We start from the raw sequence: 20,147 nt of genomic DNA, 5'->3' as shown, positions 1-20,147 counted from the left end.
GCTCCAATTTATTGTGTGTTATTTGATTTAATGAAGTTTATTTAAATCGTTAGCAGACAACCAATGTCATGCGATGGAGTGAATGATATAGCATTGCTGTTGAATGAAAATCACAAACAGTTGACCATTTAAATCAAATATTTTGATTGATAATTTACGCTTCTTGAAACTATTTTACTTAATGATAGCTATGGCAGCGGTATTTTATTGACGCAAACTGACTCTCACTATCAACCTATGCTGAACAAAGGGTGAACACCGCGCGGTCTGATCGCTGTAATTTCAGTGAGGTACCCTGTAGAATGTCAGCGTTATCATGACTAACTGACAGAAAAAGGCTTAAAAATGACGTCTGCAACTCAAACTAATAACAGTGGCTCAATATTTTCTCCGATCGTTGTGGCACTGGATTATGCTAATAAAGACGCGGCGTTAGCCTTTGCGGATCGTGTTAATCCGCAAGATTGCCGGTTAAAAGTGGGCAAAGAGATGTTCACCTTATATGGCCCACAATTTGTTCGTGACCTGCAACAGCGTGGCTTTGAAGTTTTCCTTGATTTGAAATTCCACGATATTCCCAATACCACAGCCCATGCTGTTGCCGCCGCCGCCGATCTGGGCGTTTGGATGGTGAATGTTCACGCCAGTGGTGGCGCGCGGATGATGAGCGCAGCAAAAGAGGCGTTACTGCCTTTCGGGCCGCAAGCCCCATTATTGATTGCGGTAACGGTATTAACGAGCATGGATGGTGAAGATTTACGTGATATTGGCATTACTGTTAGCCCGGCGGAGCAGGCGGAGCGGCTGGCAAAATTGACCTGGGATTGTGGCTTGGATGGCGTGGTGTGTTCTGCTCATGAAGCGGTGCGTTTAAAGCAAGTTTGTGGCACTGATTTTAAATTGGTGACGCCGGGTATTCGCCCACAAGGCAGTGATGCAGGAGATCAACGTCGGATTATGACGCCACAACAGGCGGTCGCGGTTGGCGTCGATTATATGGTCATAGGGCGTCCGATCACCCAATCGCCAGATCCGGAAAAAACACTGAGTGAAATTTTGGCATCACTGAGTAAGGTTGCATAATGAGTAATGATAATAACCGGCTGGTTTATTCAACTGACACTGGCCGTATCAATGAACCAGAGGTAAAACCGCAACGACCTAAAGGTGATGGGATTGTTCGTATCCAACGTCAAACCAGTGGCCGCAAAGGAAAGGGCGTGAGTCTGATTACTGGTATTGATGGCAGTGATGAAATGCTGGAGAAACTCGCTGCTGAGTTGAAAAAGAAATGTGGCTGCGGCGGGTCGATAAAAGACGGGGTTATTGAAATTCAGGGTGATAAACGGGATCTGTTGAAACAGCTTTTGGAAGCCAAAGGGATGAAAGTTAAACTAGCGGGCGGGTGATTAAAACGCTCATTGTTGGCTTGACGGCTGGTGGGGAGACTGCACCGACGGCTTGCGCTGTTACGAGCTATTCGGCACTTCTCCCCACCCTTGAGCTTGGTCTGCTTCAAGTCCGAAAGTTATTATCCAAAATCATGGGTGTTGCAGGTAGGCAGTCAGTGAATTCATCCCGCGGAGCTGACATAAGTCAGTGATTCGAGTGAGAGAACGCAGCTAACACCCCTGCAACGTCAAGAACGAAGGATAAAAGTTATTTGCCGACCTGATGACCGATAACCCCACCAATCGCCGCACCACCTAATGTCCCCAACGTACTCCCTGTTAGCACTGCACCACCGACAGCACCAGCACCGGCACCAATGGCAGTATTACGGTCACGTTTGGACATGTTTGAACATGCGGATAACGATAAGGCCAGAGTGAGGGCCAATGCAGCAGTGGCAAATCGTTTAGTGATCATCATAATAATTCTCCTGACGTTGGCTTAATACGGATAGAGCAGGAAACATCTATTCAATCTATATATCCTGATCCATACGTATCACATTGAACTTACCTTACTAAGTATAGGCATTGAATCAATTTTAGCCGAGGTCTTCTTGTGTTAGTGTTTGGAATAAAAAACGTATTTTCGATTTAAATTCGGGATTAATGCTAAAAACTCGTTTTGTCACCGATATAAACTAGTATAAATGTCCAGGAATCATTTAATAGGTAAATAGTCTTAATTTGACTGCGCCTAGGCGAAATTAAGCATTATCTGAGTCATTAACCTGTTGTCTGCACTAAACAAAGTTCCTCATTCTGATCTGTGCATCTCTCAGACTGCATTTTCCAGCCGATCTGCACGCAGTTTATAGCCATTTATCCCATACCGGTTCTGACCTGTGGCGCTGAAAATGAGAGAAATTCAGTTATTCAGGATACGACGATGCTCAACGAACTGAAGCAACAGGTGCTTGCTGCTAACCTGGCGTTACCGCGCCATAATCTGGTCACCTTTACTTGGGGTAATGTCAGTGCCGTCGACAGGCAAAAAGGGCTGTTGGTGATTAAGCCGTCGGGCGTGGAATATGACGTGATGACGGTTGATGACATGGTAGTGGTGGAATTGGAGACCGGAAAAGTGGTGGAGGGCAGCAAAAAGCCGTCGTCTGATACTGATACCCATCGAGTGCTTTACCTTAACTTCCCTCAGATTGGCGGTATTGTGCATACCCATTCGCGTCATGCCACCATCTGGGCACAGGCCGGTTTGGACTTGCCCGCTTGGGGAACTACCCATGCGGATTATTTCTATGGTTCCATCCCCTGTACCCGCCTGATGACACCTGAAGAGATTGCTGGCCGTTATGAGTGGGAAACGGGCAATGTGATTGTTGAAACCTTCCATGAGCGCGGGATTAAGCCGGAAGATGTACCCGCGGTTTTAGTCAACTCGCACGGACCGTTTGCTTGGGGAACCAGCGCTGATAATGCGGTACACAACGCCGTGGTATTAGAGGAACTGGCCTATATGGGGATTTTCTCACGCCAGTTGAACCCACAATTAGCGGATATGCAGCCGCAGTTGTTGGATAAACACTATCTGCGTAAACATGGGAAGAATGCCTATTACGGGCAATAATCTGGCTATTCTGGCAAACCCGAGCTCAGTCTTGCACGGGTTTTTCCAGCCATAATATGGAGTCTGTGATATCCAGCATCTTGGCTTCCACCTGCGCAATAGCATCATTGACACCTTGATTGTAATAATGCGCACCTAACTCACGGCTGATGAATTGCAATAAAAACTCCGCATCAAAATCCTCTAATTCAAAGTTATGTTCTTGTTCCATATAGCGCTGAATCTTATGCACCATTCGCTGGGTTTGCTCGCGCGTGAAAGTGATATCTGCCATTACTGAGACTCCGGTAATTATTGTTTTGCTATACTGCGGGTTTGCACTATGGATACTTATTCGCTAAGAATATCAACTTGAATTCCTTGGGCTATTAGCTGGTGTTGATAGATTGTAGGCAGGCGGTTATCCGTGATGACCCGGTTAATGGACGACAGCGGGGTCAAGGGGTTTTGATGCACCTGACCAAATTTTGATGCATCAGCCAAAATGATATTTTCAGCACCTTTAGCCAACACGCTGTTAATGACATCGGCTCGCAGCATATCACGCCCGGTAAATCCGGCACCTGACTGGTAGCCATCAATGCCGATAAATGCCTTACTGAAATGTACATGGCGCAGACAAAGCTGCGTCAATGGGCCGACCATACTGTCACTTTTCTTCTGATAAATCCCACCAAGTAAGATAACCTCGCAGGCAGAGTCTTTAAGCTGGCGGGCAATATAACCACTCACCGTCACCAGAGTAATACCGGGGCGCTGTGCCAGCTTATGTGCCAACAGGGCATTGCTGCTGCCGCTTTCAATGAAGATGGTTTCACCGTCATTAACCAGTGAAGCGGCATAATTGGCCAGTTTCTGTTTGGTGGCGAAATGGGTCATCATGCGGACATCGACATCATCACTTTCAAGGGCGACAGCCGATCCATGCACGCGCTTGAGCAAGCCCCGTTTCTCTAACAGATTGAGGTCCTGGCGTATAGTCACTTCAGAGACTTGGGTGGCCTGAGCCAATTCACTGACGCTAATGCGTTGTCGATCATTTACCAATTGTATAATTGATTGCTGCCTTGGGTTCATTGCATGCCCGCCAGAGAAATAAACTTTCGTTTGAAGTGTAATTTACTTTCGAATGAAAGATGTTTGATAAGGATCACATTATTGATTGATGGCTGGTCTATGATTGCGGCTAATGATAATTGGTTAATCTATTCGTTTTAAATAATCCCGGAGGTTTTTATGGAGCTTTATCTCGACACCGCAGATGTGGCCGCAGTAAAACGCCTGGCACGTATATTGCCACTACAGGGTGTCACCACCAATCCAAGTATTTTGGCAAAAGCGGGTAAGCCTATCTGGGAAGTCTTACCTGCGCTGCGTGATGCGCTGGGCGGCACCGGTAAACTTTTTGCTCAAGTGTTGGCCAGTGACAGTGAACTGATGGTCTCTGAGGCGGTGTTGTTGTCGCAGCGGGTTCCCGGTTTAGTGATTAAAGTTCCGGCAACGGCTGAAGGGTTGGCCGCAATCAAAAAATTGAAAGCGATGTCGATTCCGACATTGGGTACCGCGGTATATGGTGCGGGCCAAGGTTTGCTATCCGCATTAGCGGGTGCTGAATATGTGGCACCGTATGTCAACCGACTGGATGCTCAAGGCGGGGACGGCATTGCGATGGTACGTGAGTTACAACAGTTGCTGACTTTACATGCGCCGGGTGCGAAAGTGCTGGCTGCCAGCTTCCGTACTCCACGGCAGGTACTTGATTGCCTGCTAGCGGGTTGCCAGTCGGTGACTATCCCGGTGGATGTTGCCGAGCAATTTATTAGCACACCGGCAGTAAAAGCGGCAGTAGAGCAGTTTGAACATGATTGGCAGGGAGCCTTTGGTAGCGCCATTTTGAGCTAGTTTTATTGGCTATCATCACGAACGGCTATGAAGAAAACGCCCTGTTAACGATCAACAGGGCGTTACAATGTCACTTATTTAATGCTGTATTCTAGCAAGGGCACTTACCGAGTTTACCTGCCTTGCTGGGGAAGCGCGCGTCCAGACAATAACGATGGAAATCCCGTTCGTTCATCGGCGGTGTTTCTGGATGATGGCGGCGCATATGATTAACATAGTTGCCATAATCCTGAACGCCTACCATCAAACGGAAGCTTTGCGCCACACGATGAGCAATCAGCCGTGCCCAAGCCCGCAGCGTAGTTGGGCGAGTAACCCTCGGAACTAAAGGAATGCAGCGTGTAATTTGCCGCAGCCCAGTGGGTAATCGCTTGTTTTGTAATAGGTTCGTTCGCTGCACGCGCAGCGGTATACCTGCATTAGCCACGAGCCGTCTCCTCACGCCATACAATTTCAGTTTCATGGGTGGTCGGTTTGCTGGACTTCAGTGCACGCCGAATCACAAAGAAAGATGAAATCAGCATGGTCACCGCCACCAACATGAAGAAAGCACATAAGGCGGCGTTGATCTGGTTGTTAAACACAATGGTTTCCATGTCCTTAATGCTCTTGGCTGGGGCAATTAACACCCCTTGCTCGACACCTGCGGAGAATTTCTTCGCTTGAGCCAAGAAGCCAATACTCGGTTTTTCATGGAATATCTTTTGCCAGCCCGCCGTCATTGAGGTAATAAACAGCCAGATAGTTGGCAGAATGGTTACCCAAGCATAGCGTTGCTTCTTCATTTTAAACAGGACGACCGTACCTAAAATCAGCGCCATTGAGGCCAGCATCTGGTTACCGATACCGAATAGCGGCCACAAGGTATTGATCCCGCCCAGTGGGTCAACCACCCCTTGGTAAACAAAGAAGCCCCAGCAGGCGACAGCCACCGTAGTGCCTGACAAGTTACCAAACCATGAGCGGTTATTCGCCAAGCTTGGCACCACCACGCCCACCAAATCCTGCACCATAAAGCGGCAAGCACGGGTACCGGCATCCACCGCAGTCAGAATAAACATGGCTTCGAAGAGGATGGCAAAGTGATACCAGAAGGCCATCATGTTGCGGCTGTTAAAGACTTCACTGATGATGTGTGCCATGCCCACGGCAAAGGTTGGCGCGCCGCCAGCACGAGAGAGAATAGAGTTCTCGCCCACATCTTTGGCAACCATGGCTAAGATTTCAGGTGTGACTACAAACCCCCAACTGTTGATGGCTTGTGAGGCACTCTCTACCGTGGTGCCAATTAAGGCGGCGGGTGAGTTCATGGCAAAGTAAACGCCCGGATCAATCACCGAGGCACAAATTAACGCCATGATGGCAACGAAAGATTCCATCAGCATGGCGCCGTAGCCGATAAAACGGGTATGGCTTTCACGCTCAATCAGTTTCGGGGTGGTGCCACTGGCCACCAAGGCATGGAAGCCCGAAATCGCACCACAGGCGATGGTAATAAACAGGAACGGGAATAAACTGCCAGAGAATACCGGGCCGCTACCATCAATAAAGCGCGAGACTGCGGGCATTTTCATCTCTGGCATGGCGAATACAATGCCAATCGCCAGGCCAATAATGACGCCAATTTTGAGGAAGGTTGACAGGTAATCACGCGGTGCCAACAAGAGCCACACGGGTAATACCGAAGCAATAAAGCCATAGATAACCAGCACCCAAGTCAAGGTGGTGCCATGCAAGGTGAAGAATGGCCCCCAATAGGGGTGGACGGCGATATTTCCACCGTAAATAATCGCCGCCATCATTAACACAAAACCAATTAATGACACTTCAGCGATTTTACCCGGACGAAGAAAACGCATGTAGACGCCCATAAACAGGGCGATGGGGATGGTTGCGGCAATGGTAAACAGGCCCCAAGGGCTATCGGCCAATGCTTTAACCACCACTAATGCCAGTGCAGACAGGATGATAATCATTACCCCCAATGCCCCCAGCATGGTGATGACGCCGGCGAAAGCGCCCAGTTCTTGTTTCGCCATCTCCCCCAAAGAGCGACCATCACGGCGGGTCGAGATGAACAGGATCAGGAAATCCTGTACTGCACCCGCCATCATTACCCCAACCAGAATCCAGATAGTACCGGGCAAGAAACCCATTTGTGCCGCTAAAATAGGCCCAACTAATGGCCCGGCCCCGGCAATAGCCGCAAAATGGTGACCAAAGAGTACCCATTTGTTGGTCGGGACATAATCCAACCCGTCATTGCGCCGCTCAGCCGGTGTTAGCCGCCGATCATCTAACTCAAACACATTCTTGGCAATAAATAGACTGTAAAAGCGGTAAGCGATGCTGTAACAAGCCACCGAGGCAATTACCAGCCAGATGGCATTGACATGCTCACCCCGGCTCAGGGCTAGCATGGCAAAGGCAAATGCGCCAATTAACGCCACGGTCAGCCATATGACGACGGTCTTGACGTTCTTCATGGGTAACGACTCCTTCGTTATGTTGGGGGGGTTCACCGTTATTAATGTCGGTAGAATTAAGTGGTCTGTAACGGTTATTTAACATAGGAGCTTTAATGTGAAAGAAAAGTAGCGAAAGTGAGAAATGTGATGAGCTATTTGTTTTTAACTTATGATTGGTATTATTTGCTTACATATTGTGACATATACCCAGCATCACTTAAGATTCAGGGCTGCATCTTGCAATCTATTGACCATAGAGAAATGAAAATAAAAAAAAGCCGTGGGATGTTATTTATCACCACGGCTTATTAGTTTTCTACATGTTAGTTATCAAACGACAGGGCGGGCCACCACATTGCGGGTTTCCATGCGCACTTCGGCAATCCGTACTTCAATCTTGTCGCTCTGGCTGTAAACCGTTTCACCTTTGATCTGCACGGTTCCGGTTTCTTGGCTGCAAACCATCTCATCGCGTACTGCATGAATAAAGGGTGCAGGAATAAAGGCCACCGCACCGTTATCCAGTAAGCGAACCCGCAGGCCACCACGAGTGATATCAATGATTTCTGCTGGGAAGCGCGTATCAGTTCCCGCTTGCGGCTGGAGATAACGGGCATATAACCAGTCACTGACATCGCGTTCAGCCATACGATTCAACCGGCGGCGTTCAGCCAATTGCACCGTAATTTCATCCTGCGGTTTCTCTGCTTGTTGGCCGGTAATAATGGCTTTCAGCAGACGATGATTGACCATATCGCCGTATTTACGAATTGGCGAAGTCCAAGTGGCATAAGCCTCAAGCCCCAAACCGAAGTGTGGGCCAGGAACGGTGCTGATTTCAGCGAAAGTCTGGAAACGGCGGATGCGGCTGTCGAGGAATTGAGTTGGTAAGGCATCAAGATGGCGACGCAACTCACAAAAACCCGGCAAGGTCAGCAGGGCTTGTGGGTCCGCTTCCACGCCATTGGCTTGCAGTACAGTAGCGGCTTGCTCAACCAGCGCGGGATCAAACCCGGTATGCACGTTGTAAATACCAAATCCGAGATTATCGCGTAATGCTATGGCAGCGCAGACGTTAGCGGCAATCATGCACTCTTCAACAATCCGGTTGGCAATGCGGCGATGCTCAACAATAATATCCAGCACTTCGCCTTTTTCACCCAACAAGAAGCGATAGTCAGGGCGGTCTTTAAACACCAATGCATGATGTTGACGCCAGCTACTGCGGGCTTCACATACACGTTTCAGTAGAGTGATTTGCTCTGCAATAGCGGCATTTTGCGGCTGCCAGTCACCTAAACCTTCTAACCAGTCAGAAACCTCGTCATAAACCAGTTTGGCTTTGGACTCGACCCAAGCGGCGGAGAAGTGAATATCATCACCCATAGCGCCATCGGCAGCAATGGTCACACGGCACACCAATACCGGGCGGCGCTCATTGGGGCGCAATGAGCAGAGATTGTCAGATAAATCCCGCGGCAGCATCGGGATATTAAAGCCCGGCAGATAGTTGGTAAAAGCACGTTTACGGGCAATTAAATCCAACTCACTGTTTTCATCGACATATGCGGTCGGGTCGGCGATAGCAATGGTCAACAGCAGGGAACCGTCACCTTGCTCTTCAACATGCAACGCATCATCCATGTCTTCGGTGCTGGCGCTGTCAATAGTGACAAAATTAAGTGCGGTTAAATCTTCACGTTGCAGTTCGTTATCATGCAAGGATGATTCGACCATCACCGGCGCTTCGCGTTCCAGATTATGGCGTGCCAGGGTGACCCACCAAGGGACAAAATGATCTTCAGCATTGGTGATAAAGGCCGTCAAATCAGCATTAAAGGCGCGATCACCTTTTAATGGATGGCGACACATTTCAGCAACAGCCCAATCCCCATTCTGGAAGTCGTGGGTTAATTCACGCACCGGACGGCATTGAATGGCATCACGCAACAGAGGATGGTCAGGCACAATAGACAGGCGGTCGTCTTTTCTCTGCACTCGGCCAACAAAGCGCGATAAAAATGGCTCAACCAGTGTTTCCGGCTCAGCAATCTCACGATCTTTATCCGTGTGTAAAGTGGCAATAATCCGATCGCCATGCATGACTTTCTTCATTTGCGGTGGCGGAATAAAGTAACTTTTCTGCCCATCTACCTCAAGAAAGCCAAAGCCTTTCTCAGTACCTTTAACCACGCCTTCGATGCGTGGGGTCTGAGTGTGAAGTTGCTGTTTTAGCTGCGCCAGCAGCGGGTTATCTTGAAACATATCGTCCAGTGAATGGTGTAGTGAGTGGGATTAATCCGGCTGACAGTTTTACGCGAATCAGTCCCATCGGGCAAGCGGCATATCACCTTAGAGAGCAATTCCCTGGTTAAGGTAGGGGCATGTTTGTTACCCCAGTTCTAATCCATTCAGGCAATACGCAGCGATGGAGGCTGCTGCCAGCGCCGTACCGTCACCGGGACTGATTTTGATGTCGGTGTATGGGTCTCATCACCGAAACTGGACAGCGGCACCAGAGGATTGGTTTCGGGGTAGTAGGCAGCCAGATTGCCACGCGGAATATCATAGCTCACTAACTTGAACCCGCTAACCTTACGAGTGACTCCGTCATGCCACAGGGTTTCAATTTCGACCAATTCACCTGCTTCCAGCGACAATTCGGCCAAATCTTGTGGATTAATAAACAGCACTTCCCGTTGCCCATAAACCCCACGATAGCGATCATCAAGGCCGTAAATGGTGGTGTTGTACTGATCATGAGAGCGCAAGGTTTGCAACACAAACGGGACTTGCTCCCCAGCAATCTGCGGGAACAAGCTATCTGGCAGAGTTGAGGCACAAAACTCGGCTTTGCCGCTTGGGGTGGCAAAACGCATTTCGGCGGCAGCGCTTCCCAAATAGAAACCACCGGGTTGCTCGCAGCGTGCATTGAAATCAGCAAAACCGGGAATGGTGGCAGCAATATGGTCACGGATAAGATTGTAATCATCAGCCAATGCCAACCAATCCAACGTTTTTCCCTGAGCTGGCTGCTGGGTAAAAACCGCATTGGCGATAGCGCAGACAATGGCAGTTTCTGAATGCTGGGTATCCGCCAAGGGTTTCCCTACACCTTCAGAGGCATGCACCATACTGAAAGAGTCTTCCACGGTAATAAATTGTGAGCCAGTGGCTTGCATATCGCGCTCGGTGCGCCCGAGGGTCGGTAAAATCAGGGCTTCAGTACCGGTAATCAGGTGGCTACGGTTGAGTTTTGTGCTGATGTGTACGGTGAGGTCACAACTGCGCAGTGCTTGTGCCGTCCGTTCAGTATCTGGCGCGGCGGCTGCCAAATTCCCTCCCAGGGCCAGCAGCACTTTGACTTCGCCGCGCAGCATGGCCTCCAGTGCTTCTACCGTGTTGTGGCCCGCAACTTGAGGTGCTGTGAAACCAAAGTGGTGGCCTAAGCGCTCCAGCATGGCGGCCGAGGGTTTTTCATCAATCCCCATGGTGCGGTTGCCTTGCACGTTACTGTGCCCACGAACCGGACACAAACCCGCTCCCGGCTTACCGAGCTGGCCGAACAGGAGTTGAAGATTGGCAAGTTCGCGCACGGTTATCACCGAGTGTTTATGCTGTGTTACTCCCATGGCCCAGGTCACGATGACGCGTTCTGCATGCTGATAAATATCCGCCGCATGGCGTATTTGCTCTTCACTTAAACCGGATTGTTGTGTTATTTGCGCCCATGAGGTGTTATCGACCGCTGCCAGATAGTCATCGATGCCTTGAGTCTGTTCGGCAATAAATGCTTGATTGAATAAGCCAGTTTCCCCTTGCGCTAGTTGCATACGATGAGTTTCCAGCAGGGCTTTTACCATACCGCGCACCGCCGCCATGTCGCCGCCCAGATTGGGCTGGAAATAGGCGGAGCTAATCGGTGAGGATTTGGGCGTCAACATTTCAATGGGATTTTGTGGATCGGCAAAGCGTTCTAATCCGCGTTCACGCAAGGTATTAAAGCTCACAATCCGTGCACCACGATCTTTGGCATGGCGCAAGCTGTGTAGCATGCGTGGGTGGTTGGTGCCCGGATTCTGCCCGAAAACAAAGATAGCATCAGCCCGTTCAAAATCCTGCATGCGAATGGTGCCTTTACCAACACCAATACTCTGTTTTAGCCCGGTGCCACTGGCTTCATGGCACATATTTGAGCAGTCAGGGAAGTCATTGGTGCCTAACATGCGACCAAATAACTGATAAAGGTAGGAAGCTTCATTACTGGCACGGCCGGAGGTATACAGCTCCAACTGATTGGGGCTATCCAGACCATTAATATGTTTGGCAATCAACTCAAGGGCGGCTTGCCAACTGACGGGCTGGTAACGGTCAGTTTGAGGATTATAGCGCATCGGGTGAGTGATTCGCCCTTGATACTCAAGGAAATAGTCACTTTGCTGGCGCAGGCTGGTTAGGCTATGTTCGGCAAAGAATTGCGGCTCCACTGCTTTACGTGTCGCTTCCCAACTCACCGCCTTGGCACCATTCTCACAAAAACTGAAGGTGCTGTGGTTGTCATCACCCCAGGCACAGCCCGGACAGTCAAAACCCTTAACCTGATTGACGCGCAGCAAGTTACGGATATTCTTCAGAGCTTGCTTACTGTCCAATACAAAGCGAGTCGTGGCTTCAAGGGATCCCCAACCACCGGCTGCTCCGGTATAAGGTTTTATTGCTGATTTAAATTTCATTATAGATACGCCGCAGGTGTTATTTTTGTTTCAAGCAGGTAACAAAATAATTAACTGCTTGAGTCTATTTTGTCACAAGTCTAGTGGGGCGGGGCTGAGGCGTCTAATCGAATAGCGCAATCGCGGCATAGAGGGGGCTTATCACGATCCCACCCGGCTTAGGTTGCCGGGCGGGCTAATCAATGTTCGGGGTAAACTTTTTCTTTGAACTCGCACAGGTCTTCAATAATGCATGAGCCGCAGCGTGGTTTGCGGGCAATACAGGTGTAGCGGCCATGCAGAATCAACCAATGGTGGCAATCGAGTTTAAATTCTGCGGGTACTACTTTGATCAGCTTGGCTTCAACTTGATCAACATTCGTGCCGGGGGCAAAACCGGTGCGATTACAAACCCGAAATATATGTGTATCAACCGCGATGGTCGGCCAACCAAAGGCGGTGTTCAATACCACATTGGCGGTCTTACGACCGACACCAGGCAATGCCTCTAGCGCGGCGCGGTCTTCGGGGACTTCACCATGATGTTTTTCCAGCAAAATACGGCATGTTTTAATGACGTTTTCGGCTTTGGTATTAAACAGACCGATAGTTTTAATGTATGACTTCAAACCCTCAACCCCCAAGTCCAATATGGCCTGCGGAGTGTTGGCCAGAGGATAGAGCTTGGCGGTGGCTTTATTGACACTGACGTCGGTGGCTTGCGCTGAAAGCAGCACTGAAATCAGCAACTCAAAAGGGGTGTGATAGACCAACTCGGTGGTTGGATGTGGGTTGTTATCCCGCAAGCGGGTTAAAATAGCGACACGTTTTTCTTTATTCATTAGGCTTTCCCGGCCGCGATATCCTGAGCTTGTGGCGCAGTGGCCAATGCTTTGGCTTTGCGCGCTTTCATTTTCTCGTCAATAACATATTTACCGGCAAGCAATAAGCCCAGGCCAATAAAAGCGCCTGGGGGCAGCATCGCCAACAAGAATGGGCTGTCCAGATGCAAGACGTCAATTCGCAGCACTTTTGCCCAACTGCCTAGCAGCATGTCAGCCCCATCAAATAGGGTGCCATTGCCTAGAAGCTCACGCAGTGATCCCAGCACAAATAGCGCGCCCGTCGCCCCCAGCCCCATAGCCAGGCCATCCAGCGCCGATAAACCCACCGGATTTTTTGCGGCATAAGCTTCCGCCCGGCCAATGACAATGCAGTTGGTCACAATCAATGGAATGAATATCCCTAACGATTGGTATAAGCCAAAGGCATAGGCGTTAATCAGCATTTGTACGGTACTGACCACGGATGCAATGATCATCACATAAATCGGGATGCGGATTTCATTCGGCACCCAGCGACGTAGCGCAGAGACGGCGGTATTGGTGCAGACCAATACCAGTGTCGTGGCTAGACCTAGACCTAAAGCATTGGTGGCAGTAGATGAAACTGCCAACAAGGGGCAAAGGCCCAGCAGTTGGACCAAAGCGGAGTTATTTTTCCATAACCCTTGGGCTAACAGATCTTTTGCTTCACTCATTGATGCTCTCCACAAACCGGCAAGCTATCGAGTTTTGCCGGTAGGGTTTCCAAATACAGTGCGGTATTTTTCACCGCTCGCACCACTGCGCGTGGGGTGATGGTCGCACCGGTAAATTGATCAAAAGTCCCGCCATCTTTTTTCACCGCCCAGCGTTTATCCTGAGCATTATCAACCTGCTGACCACTGAAATGGGTTATCCAATCAGAGATACGGATATCAATTTTATCGCCAAGGCCGGGAGTTTCGTGGTGTTCAATCACCCGGCTGCCCAGTACGTTACCGTGAAAATCGGCCCCCACCAACAGTTGGATAGCACCGGAATAACCCTCTGGCGCGGTGGTTTCAATAGCTGCCGCGACCGGTTGGCCCTCTTTGCGCGCCAAATAGAGGCGGTGAGGGGAGTTATTGCCGAGTGCGGAATCAGTGACAACGTAACATTCTGTTTGCATGTCATTGTCATAATATTCAGCTGGAACAACCTGATCGAGCAAGGCTTTTTGTTGCAAAGCAGCCTGCTGGGCGATGGTGGTCTCGGTCAACGAGTTAACCACGGCGGTTAAGCCGGTAGCGCCGGCGGCAAACAGTGCCAGAGTGATGCCGTGACGCTTCATAGTGTTTAGCATAACGGCTCCTTATTTGTGCCCGCGATGATGACCATAGACCCGTGGCTGGGTATAGTGATCAATGAGCGGAACAGTAATATTAGCCAGCAACACGGCAAAGGCAACGCCGTCGGGATAGCCACCATAAACGCGAATTAACCACACTAAAATCCCAATCAATGCACCGAAAATCAGGCGACCACGCGGTGTGGTAGAGGCGCTGACTGGGTCAGTGGCAATGAAGAACGCTCCTAACATTGTTGCGCCAGAAAACAGATGTAGCAGTGGTGGAGCAAAGCTGTGTGGCGCAATTATCCAGCTGATCGCGGCGCAACCGGCCAAGGCCAGCAGAAAACTGACCGGAATATGCCAGTGAATGGCTTTGCACCACAGAAGCACTATACCGCCCGCCAAAAAACCGAGGTTAACCCATTGCCAACCGATGCCCGCCAAAATCCCAGCAAAGAGCGGCTGGTGGAGAATTTGCTCGGCAGGTTGTGAACGCAGTGCCGTTTTAAAGTGGTCGAGTGGGGTGGCTTGACTGACGCCATCGACGCCAATTTGCAATTGATGGATATCGGCACCACTGTGGGTAAACCCGGTAAAAATGGTTAACAGGCTGTCATAAAATCCGACCGGCGTACCTTGTAATGGTAGCGGCGGTAGCCAACTGGTCATTTGTACCGGGAATGAAATCAGCAGGACGACATAGCCGACCATGGCAGGGTTAAAGGGATTTTGCCCCAAGCCTCCATAGAGTTGTTTGGCGATGATAATGGCGAACAAGGTACCCAAGACAACCATCCACCAGGGTGCCAGCGGTGGCAGGCTTATCCCTAACAGTAAGCCTGTGAGCAGGGCCGAATTGTCTTGCAACCGTATCAATACCGGTTGTTGACGTAAGTGCAAAACCGCGCCTTCCGCCAGCAAAGCGGTAACCATAGCCAGAGCGACCTGGATCAGACTGCCATAACCAAAGAAATAGGTCTGGGCAATAATGCCCGGAATACAGGCTAAAATCACCAATAGCATGATACTGCGAGTGCTACGTTGATTATGGGTAAAAGGGGCGCTGGCTATTTGCAACCCTTGGTTATGGGTCGGTGTTACAGGCCTGAATTTCATGAAATTGCAACCATATGTCGAATACTTAACAGGATTCTCAAACGCAGGCGTCGCGCGGGCAAGTTAGTACTTGCGGGCGTCAATACACTCAGCCGTCAGGGGAATAATATTGGTGCCGTATTCTACCCTATTCAGACAAAGTGTAATACGCCTTAATTATAGGGTTATTGCTCATCCTATCGAGTGATGTTTCGGAAATAGCGGGGTTTAATAAGTGTAACCAATCAAAGAATTAACTTGCAATTCATATAAGAATAGTAACAAACAAATAGTCGACAGCGCTGAATTATCAAAGAGTCTTATTAGATTTAAGTGTCAGAAAGAGGGCCGGAAATCATTGTTTTAATTGTATTTTCCATTGCGCTATATTTTGTCAATTGATTGTAAATTAACGATTTATTGACAAATCAAATTAGATTTGAGAAAAGCGTTGGCATAATGATAGATTAATGTAGTATGCAAGGTAATTATATATTTAAAGAACAATAAAATGATTAATGAAGACATATTATTTATAGAAGAATTAATTGAATGGATTGAAATCAATTTAGAAAAGAGACCCACTTTGGATGACGTGGCGAGGATTTCAGGATATTCAAAATGGCATCTACAACGTAAATTTAAAAGTATTGTCGGGTTACAATTAGCCTCCTATATACGTGGCCGCGTGTTGACTCGGGCGGCAGTTGCTTTGCGCATTTCTCGGCGACCAATCATTGAAATTTCTGATGAGTTAGGTTTTGACTCGCAGCAGACCTTCACCCGTACCTTTAAAAAGCGTTTTGGTGTGACACCCAATAGTTTCCGTCAGATGGTGCAGTGGGATGTCCAGAACATGATCCCACGCTTTGGCTTCTATGAGCATTATACGCCTGAAATCAAGCGGATAGTTTTACCTGAGCGAGAGTTGGTTGGTTTTACCCGGCGGTTAGATTTCGATGAGCATAACCATTGTAGTGGCCAGCATTCATCATGTATGGCAATGAAAGATGAAATTTTGCTCGATTTCTTTAAGGAAGTGAACTTCTCATGCCAGCGAGTTTATTCTTTGTTCTCAGCCAAAGAGTGTCAGCGAGGGCAGAACAGTGTGTATTATTCGACTGCGATTGATAAAGAGAAAAAGCACGAAATTCAGGGCCATCGTGAGATAGACCACATCTCGATACCGGCGGGTGAGTTTTTGTCGATAACTCATCAGGGTAGCGCTAAAGAGTGCGTGAAATTCTCTATCTATCTGTTTAACGAAGTATTACCTAAGCTGCGTGATGAATTCGGTGGCGGCTTAGAAATGGAAGTTATCGAGGTTGATAGCAGTTGCAATGCCGAATCTAAAATGCGCGATATTTCCTGTCTCTATCACTATTTAATGGCTGTAAATTAAAACCTTAATCTGGATTGGCGGCTTGCGCCGCTTTCTTGGCTTTGACTCTGGCGATGGCGGCGGCAACGGCAGCTTTGCGCGGGTCTTCCTCTAGTGCAGCACTTTCACTTTTCACCGCGTCGGGCTGAGCCTGTGCTTGCGCCGCTTTTTTGGCTTTGACTCTGGCGATGGCGGCAGCAACGGCAGCTTTGCGCGGATCCTCCTCTGGCGCAGCACTTTCACTTTTCACCGCGTCGGGCTGAGCCTGTACTTGCGCCGCTTTTTTGGCTTTGACTCTGGCGATGGCGGCAGCAACGGCAGCTTTGCGCGGATCCTCCTCTAGTGCAGCACTTTCACTTTTCACCGCGTCGGTCTGAGCCTGTGCTTGCGCCACTTTCTTGGCTTTGACTCTGGCAATGGCGGCGGCAACTGCTGCCTGGCGTGGGTCAATCGCGTCTGTTGTCTCTTCCGTTGCGGCGGTGGCCTGTTTTTCTGCCTGGCGTGCTCTGGCCTGTGCTTTCCGCGCCTCTCGGGCAGCAATAACGGCGCTGTTGTCCGGTGTTTCTCCCACAGTGACATGGATGGCGGAATGTTTATTCTCTGACTCACGGGTCAAACGGCTAACCGCTGCTTCAACTGTCTGTTGGTCGGCCTCTGTTAGTTTGACTGCAGCTTGCTTATGACGTAATTCACGCGCCAGTTTCTCTCGTTGGAGCCGAGCTTGTTTAGCCTCAAAACGTGCTTTAGCTTCCGCAGCTCGGGCGCTCTCTTCATCAAGGGCGCGAATTTCCGCTTTTTCCTGACGGTAGTACTGCACTAACGGAATATTACTTGGGCAAACATAAGCGCAGGCACCACATTCAATACAATCAAATAAATTATGATTGCGGGCCTTCTCATGTTCTTCACCCCGGCTAAACCAATAGAGTTGTTGAGGTAATAAACTGGCTGGACAAGCATCGACACATAAGCCACAACGAATACAAGCTTGCTCTGGCTCGGATAACCCCATTTCAGCCTCTGTTGGGGCTAAAATGCAGTTACTGATTTTAACAATGGGCACATCCAAACTTGGCAGGGTAAAGCCCATCAGCGGGCCACCCATAATGACCATCGGCTGGTGTGGTGGTTGAAAACCGGCCAATGTTAACAAGTGTATGACCGGCGTGCCGATTCTGGCCCAGAAGTTACCTGGCTTTGATAACGCCGCGCCAGTTAAAGTTACCACACGTTCGATTAATGGCTCGTCGTCGATCACCGCCCGCTTGATAGCCACCACCGTCCCGACATTTTGCATCAACACCCCAATGGATGATGAGTGTTTGCCAAAGGGCACTTCTTTACCGGTCAGAATTTTGGTCAGTTGCTTGGCCCCCCCGGACGGGTATTTGGTAGGAACCACACGCAACTGTATATCATCATGGCCGCGTAGCGCCTGATTCAGGGCTGCGATAGCTTCAGGTTTATTATCTTCAATGCCGATTAATACCTGCTGAGGTTGCAGCAGATAGATTAAAATACGAATCCCGCTAACCAGTTCTTCTGCATGGTCTTGCATCAACCGGTCATCGGCAGTGATATAAGGCTCGCACTCTGCTGCGTTGATAATGAGTGTGGTTACGCTGCTTAAACCGCCATGCAATTTGCTGGCTGTAGGGAAACCCGCGCCACCTAAACCGGCAATGCCCGCCTGATGGATCCTGTTCAACAGCGCGAGTTTGTCGTGCTGCTGATAGTCGGCCCAAGGTTGTTGTTCGCGCCAGCGGTCTTCACCATCAGGGGTAATATGCACGCACAACTCTGCCAACCCTGAGGGGTGTGCAGTGGTGTGGGGAGCAATGGCGGTAATGGTACCGGATGTTGGTGCATGCACCGGTACGGTACGGCCATGGCCAATAGTCAGTGGTTGGCCCTTGAGTACTTGGTCGCCAGCCTTAACACAGAGTTCACCTTCCGGCCCAAGATGTTGCTGCAATGGAATAATCATCTGTGCAGGCAGGGACGCGATACGCATCGGTACCCGGCTTGATTGCAACTTCATTTCTGGTGGATGTATCCCGCCGTCGAAATCCCATAGGGTGTCGTGCTGACGGGCAGTAAACAGCTTAAACATGTTGCTCCACATCTATCATTTTCACCGGAATCATCTGTGAGGCAGCTAACTGTGTGGGAAGATTCTTGACCGGGATGGTGCTCAAATCCCACTTCCAATTAGCGGTGGTGGTAGCAACCGGGATCATTTCAATACAGTCGGTCGGGCAAGGGGCGACACAAAGGTCACAGCCAGTGCAGAGATCGGGCAACACGGTGTGCATCGCGCGGGTGGCACCCACGATGGCGTCGACCGGGCATGCTTGAATACATTTAGTGCAACCGATACAGTTTGCTTCATCAATAAACGCCACTTTGCGCTGAGGATGAGCGGCGGTTTCATCGCCATCTAACGGTTGTGGTTCAACAGCCAGCAACTCCGCCAGCTTAAGCATCACTTGCTCGCCACCTGGGGCGCACTTATTTATTTTTTCACTACCCCCGGAGACTGCCTCGGCATAGGGGCGACAGCCGGGGTAGCCGCACTGGCCACACTGGCTTTGCGGCAAGATAGCATCGACTTGCTCAACGATGGGGTCTTGTTCAACCTGAAAACGGCGGGCAGCAAACCCCAGCACTGCACCTGAAATCAGCGCTAACGTACTGAGTGCGCCTATGGCAATCCATAACGACATCATTAGAACTTCACCAACCCGGTAAAGCCCATAAAGGCCAATGACATCAGCCCAGCAGTAATCAGGGCAATGGATGAGCCGCGGAACGGCGCCGGAACGTCAGCAACAGCAAGGCGCTCGCGGATCGCGGCAAATAGCACCATGACCAAAGAGAAACCGGCGGCGGCACTGAAGCCATAGACGGCCGATTGCATAAAATTGTGAGATTGATTGATATTAAGTAGCGCCACACCTAACACTGCACAGTTAGTGGTGATCAATGGCAAAAATATCCCCAGCAGGCGATAAAGCGCCGGGCTGGTTTTGCGGACCACCAATTCAGTAAATTGCACGACCACCGCGATAACTAAAATAAATGCCAACGTCCGTAAATAAACCAAGCCGAGCGGCAGCAAAATAAAGCTGTTGACCATCCAGGCACACACCGAGGCCAGTGTCAGGACAAAAGTGGTTGCCAGCCCCATACCAATGGCGGTCTCCAATTTTTTGGAGACACCCATGAAAGGGCACAGGCCAAGAAATTTGACCAGGACGAAGTTGTTTACCAAAACAGTACCGACAAACAGGAGCAGGTATTCAGTCATTGCGGAGCCTAAAAAAATAAAAGCCGCCTATTATCCAAAATTGGCGGCCTGACGACAACAGATGAAGTGCAAGGTTATTACGATTTATC

Annotated in this window: 19 protein-coding genes; 5 read left to right on the top strand and 14 right to left on the bottom strand. The window is 49.6% G+C overall.

Features of this window, described 5'->3' with window-relative positions; translation table 11 throughout:
• Positions 1-345 precede the first annotated feature (345 nt).
• Both pyrF and yciH read left to right on the top strand, forming a co-directional pair.
• The gene (pyrF, locus tag DJ58_RS19380) at positions 346-1,083 is read left to right on the top strand and encodes an orotidine-5'-phosphate decarboxylase (RefSeq protein ID WP_004712124.1); all 738 of its coding nucleotides are present in this window, start codon (positions 346-348) and stop codon (positions 1,081-1,083) included.
• The gene (gene yciH, locus DJ58_RS19385) at positions 1,083-1,409 is read left to right on the top strand and encodes a stress response translation initiation inhibitor YciH (protein ID WP_032911879.1); all 327 of its coding nucleotides are present in this window, start codon (positions 1,083-1,085) and stop codon (positions 1,407-1,409) included. The genes pyrF and yciH overlap by 1 nt, the downstream gene beginning before the upstream one ends.
• Before the next feature lie 250 nt (positions 1,410-1,659).
• Here yciH and osmB read toward each other — a convergent pair whose 3' ends face one another.
• Positions 1,660-1,872 (bottom strand): osmotically-inducible lipoprotein OsmB, encoded by a 213-nt coding sequence (gene osmB / locus DJ58_RS19390; RefSeq protein ID WP_049648519.1) that lies wholly within the window; start codon positions 1,870-1,872, stop codon positions 1,660-1,662.
• Positions 1,873-2,340: 468 nt separating this feature from the next.
• Between osmB and araD the strand changes: the two genes are divergently transcribed.
• Positions 2,341-3,036, top strand: coding sequence for an L-ribulose-5-phosphate 4-epimerase (gene araD / locus DJ58_RS19395; RefSeq protein ID WP_004712121.1), 696 nt, complete (start codon positions 2,341-2,343; stop codon positions 3,034-3,036).
• A 25-nt stretch (positions 3,037-3,061) separates the two neighbouring features.
• Here the strand turns inward: araD and DJ58_RS19400 are convergent, their stop codons facing one another.
• Positions 3,062-3,310, bottom strand: coding sequence for a DUF2164 domain-containing protein (locus tag DJ58_RS19400; RefSeq protein WP_004712120.1), 249 nt, complete (start codon positions 3,308-3,310; stop codon positions 3,062-3,064).
• A gap of 56 nt (positions 3,311-3,366) precedes the next feature.
• Complete coding sequence (locus tag DJ58_RS19405; RefSeq protein WP_004712119.1) at positions 3,367-4,113, bottom strand: DeoR/GlpR family DNA-binding transcription regulator; 747 nt, start codon at positions 4,111-4,113, stop codon at positions 3,367-3,369.
• Between the two features lie 159 nt (positions 4,114-4,272).
• Between DJ58_RS19405 and fsa the strand changes: the two genes are divergently transcribed.
• On the top strand, positions 4,273-4,938 hold the full coding sequence (gene fsa / locus DJ58_RS19410; protein ID WP_004712117.1) for a fructose-6-phosphate aldolase: 666 nt from the start codon (positions 4,273-4,275) through the stop codon (positions 4,936-4,938).
• 91 nt (positions 4,939-5,029) lie between these two features.
• Here fsa and DJ58_RS19415 read toward each other — a convergent pair whose 3' ends face one another.
• The 8 genes from DJ58_RS19415 to rsxD form a co-directional block, all read right to left on the bottom strand.
• Entirely contained in the window at positions 5,030-5,365 is a 336-nt protein-coding gene (locus tag DJ58_RS19415) for a YbdD/YjiX family protein (protein ID WP_072088210.1), read from the bottom strand.
• Entirely contained in the window at positions 5,358-7,424 is a 2,067-nt protein-coding gene (locus tag DJ58_RS19420; RefSeq protein WP_032911875.1) for a carbon starvation CstA family protein, read from the bottom strand. The genes DJ58_RS19415 and DJ58_RS19420 overlap by 8 nt, the downstream gene beginning before the upstream one ends.
• A 312-nt stretch (positions 7,425-7,736) precedes the next feature.
• Entirely contained in the window at positions 7,737-9,671 is a 1,935-nt protein-coding gene (locus DJ58_RS19425; RefSeq protein WP_004712110.1) for an exoribonuclease II, read from the bottom strand.
• Positions 9,672-9,817: 146 nt separating this feature from the next.
• Positions 9,818-12,139, bottom strand: coding sequence for an FdhF/YdeP family oxidoreductase (locus DJ58_RS19430; RefSeq protein ID WP_004712108.1), 2,322 nt, complete (start codon positions 12,137-12,139; stop codon positions 9,818-9,820).
• A gap of 179 nt (positions 12,140-12,318) precedes the next feature.
• On the bottom strand, positions 12,319-12,960 hold the full coding sequence (gene nth / locus DJ58_RS19435) for an endonuclease III (RefSeq protein ID WP_004712105.1): 642 nt from the start codon (positions 12,958-12,960) through the stop codon (positions 12,319-12,321).
• The gene (locus DJ58_RS19440) at positions 12,960-13,658 is read right to left on the bottom strand and encodes an electron transport complex subunit E (protein WP_032911874.1); all 699 of its coding nucleotides are present in this window, start codon (positions 13,656-13,658) and stop codon (positions 12,960-12,962) included. Before DJ58_RS19440 ends, nth begins: the two co-directional genes overlap by 1 nt.
• Positions 13,655-14,284 (bottom strand): electron transport complex subunit RsxG, encoded by a 630-nt coding sequence (gene rsxG, locus DJ58_RS19445; RefSeq protein WP_032911872.1) that lies wholly within the window; start codon positions 14,282-14,284, stop codon positions 13,655-13,657. Before rsxG ends, DJ58_RS19440 begins: the two co-directional genes overlap by 4 nt.
• A gap of 9 nt (positions 14,285-14,293) precedes the next feature.
• Positions 14,294-15,388 (bottom strand): electron transport complex subunit RsxD, encoded by a 1,095-nt coding sequence (gene rsxD, locus DJ58_RS19450; protein WP_004712103.1) that lies wholly within the window; start codon positions 15,386-15,388, stop codon positions 14,294-14,296.
• A gap of 490 nt (positions 15,389-15,878) precedes the next feature.
• On the opposite strand from rsxD, the gene DJ58_RS19455 reads away from it, so the two are divergent.
• A complete protein-coding gene (locus DJ58_RS19455; protein ID WP_004712102.1) occupies positions 15,879-16,769 on the top strand; it encodes a helix-turn-helix domain-containing protein in 891 nt (296 codons plus the stop codon).
• A gap of 4 nt (positions 16,770-16,773) precedes the next feature.
• Here DJ58_RS19455 and rsxC read toward each other — a convergent pair whose 3' ends face one another.
• Genes rsxC through rsxA form a run of 3 tightly spaced genes read right to left on the bottom strand, consistent with a single transcriptional unit; the run spans position 16,774 to position 20,058 of the window.
• A complete protein-coding gene (rsxC, locus tag DJ58_RS19460; protein ID WP_032913180.1) occupies positions 16,774-18,861 on the bottom strand; it encodes an electron transport complex subunit RsxC in 2,088 nt (695 codons plus the stop codon).
• Positions 18,854-19,477 carry an electron transport complex subunit RsxB gene (gene rsxB / locus DJ58_RS19465; RefSeq protein ID WP_004711774.1) on the bottom strand — a complete coding sequence of 208 codons (624 nt, stop codon included), beginning with the start codon at positions 19,475-19,477 and terminating at the stop codon, positions 18,854-18,856. Before rsxB ends, rsxC begins: the two co-directional genes overlap by 8 nt.
• A complete protein-coding gene (rsxA, locus tag DJ58_RS19470) occupies positions 19,477-20,058 on the bottom strand; it encodes an electron transport complex subunit RsxA (protein WP_005169884.1) in 582 nt (193 codons plus the stop codon). The genes rsxB and rsxA overlap by 1 nt, the downstream gene beginning before the upstream one ends.
• Between the last annotated feature and the right edge of the window lie 89 nt (positions 20,059-20,147).

Source organism: Yersinia frederiksenii ATCC 33641 (assembly GCF_000754805.1).
GTDB lineage: Bacteria > Pseudomonadota > Gammaproteobacteria > Enterobacterales > Enterobacteriaceae > Yersinia > Yersinia frederiksenii.
The sequence above is the reverse complement of the archived record's forward strand: the minus strand, read 5'-3'. Positions and strand labels throughout refer to the sequence as shown.

Coding starts and splice junctions, on each gene's coding strand:
- DJ58_RS19405 (WP_004712119.1), bottom strand. CDS start 4,113: ATGAACCCAAGGCAGCAATCAATTATACAATTGGTAAATGATCGACAA.
- pyrF (WP_004712124.1), top strand. CDS start 346: ATGACGTCTGCAACTCAAACTAATAACAGTGGCTCAATATTTTCTCCG.
- DJ58_RS19425 (WP_004712110.1), bottom strand. CDS start 9,671: ATGTTTCAAGATAACCCGCTGCTGGCGCAGCTAAAACAGCAACTTCAC.
- DJ58_RS19420 (WP_032911875.1), bottom strand. CDS start 7,424: ATGAAGAACGTCAAGACCGTCGTCATATGGCTGACCGTGGCGTTAATT.
- DJ58_RS19455 (WP_004712102.1), top strand. CDS start 15,879: ATGATTAATGAAGACATATTATTTATAGAAGAATTAATTGAATGGATT.
- rsxG (WP_032911872.1), bottom strand. CDS start 14,284: ATGCTAAACACTATGAAGCGTCACGGCATCACTCTGGCACTGTTTGCC.
- osmB (WP_049648519.1), bottom strand. CDS start 1,872: ATGATGATCACTAAACGATTTGCCACTGCTGCATTGGCCCTCACTCTG.
- nth (WP_004712105.1), bottom strand. CDS start 12,960: ATGAATAAAGAAAAACGTGTCGCTATTTTAACCCGCTTGCGGGATAAC.
- araD (WP_004712121.1), top strand. CDS start 2,341: ATGCTCAACGAACTGAAGCAACAGGTGCTTGCTGCTAACCTGGCGTTA.
- rsxB (WP_004711774.1), bottom strand. CDS start 19,477: ATGATGTCGTTATGGATTGCCATAGGCGCACTCAGTACGTTAGCGCTG.
- yciH (WP_032911879.1), top strand. CDS start 1,083: ATGAGTAATGATAATAACCGGCTGGTTTATTCAACTGACACTGGCCGT.
- fsa (WP_004712117.1), top strand. CDS start 4,273: ATGGAGCTTTATCTCGACACCGCAGATGTGGCCGCAGTAAAACGCCTG.
- rsxA (WP_005169884.1), bottom strand. CDS start 20,058: ATGACTGAATACCTGCTCCTGTTTGTCGGTACTGTTTTGGTAAACAAC.
- rsxD (WP_004712103.1), bottom strand. CDS start 15,388: ATGAAATTCAGGCCTGTAACACCGACCCATAACCAAGGGTTGCAAATA.
- DJ58_RS19400 (WP_004712120.1), bottom strand. CDS start 3,310: ATGGCAGATATCACTTTCACGCGCGAGCAAACCCAGCGAATGGTGCAT.
- DJ58_RS19440 (WP_032911874.1), bottom strand. CDS start 13,658: ATGAGTGAAGCAAAAGATCTGTTAGCCCAAGGGTTATGGAAAAATAAC.
- rsxC (WP_032913180.1), bottom strand. CDS start 18,861: ATGTTTAAGCTGTTTACTGCCCGTCAGCACGACACCCTATGGGATTTC.
- DJ58_RS19430 (WP_004712108.1), bottom strand. CDS start 12,139: ATGAAATTTAAATCAGCAATAAAACCTTATACCGGAGCAGCCGGTGGT.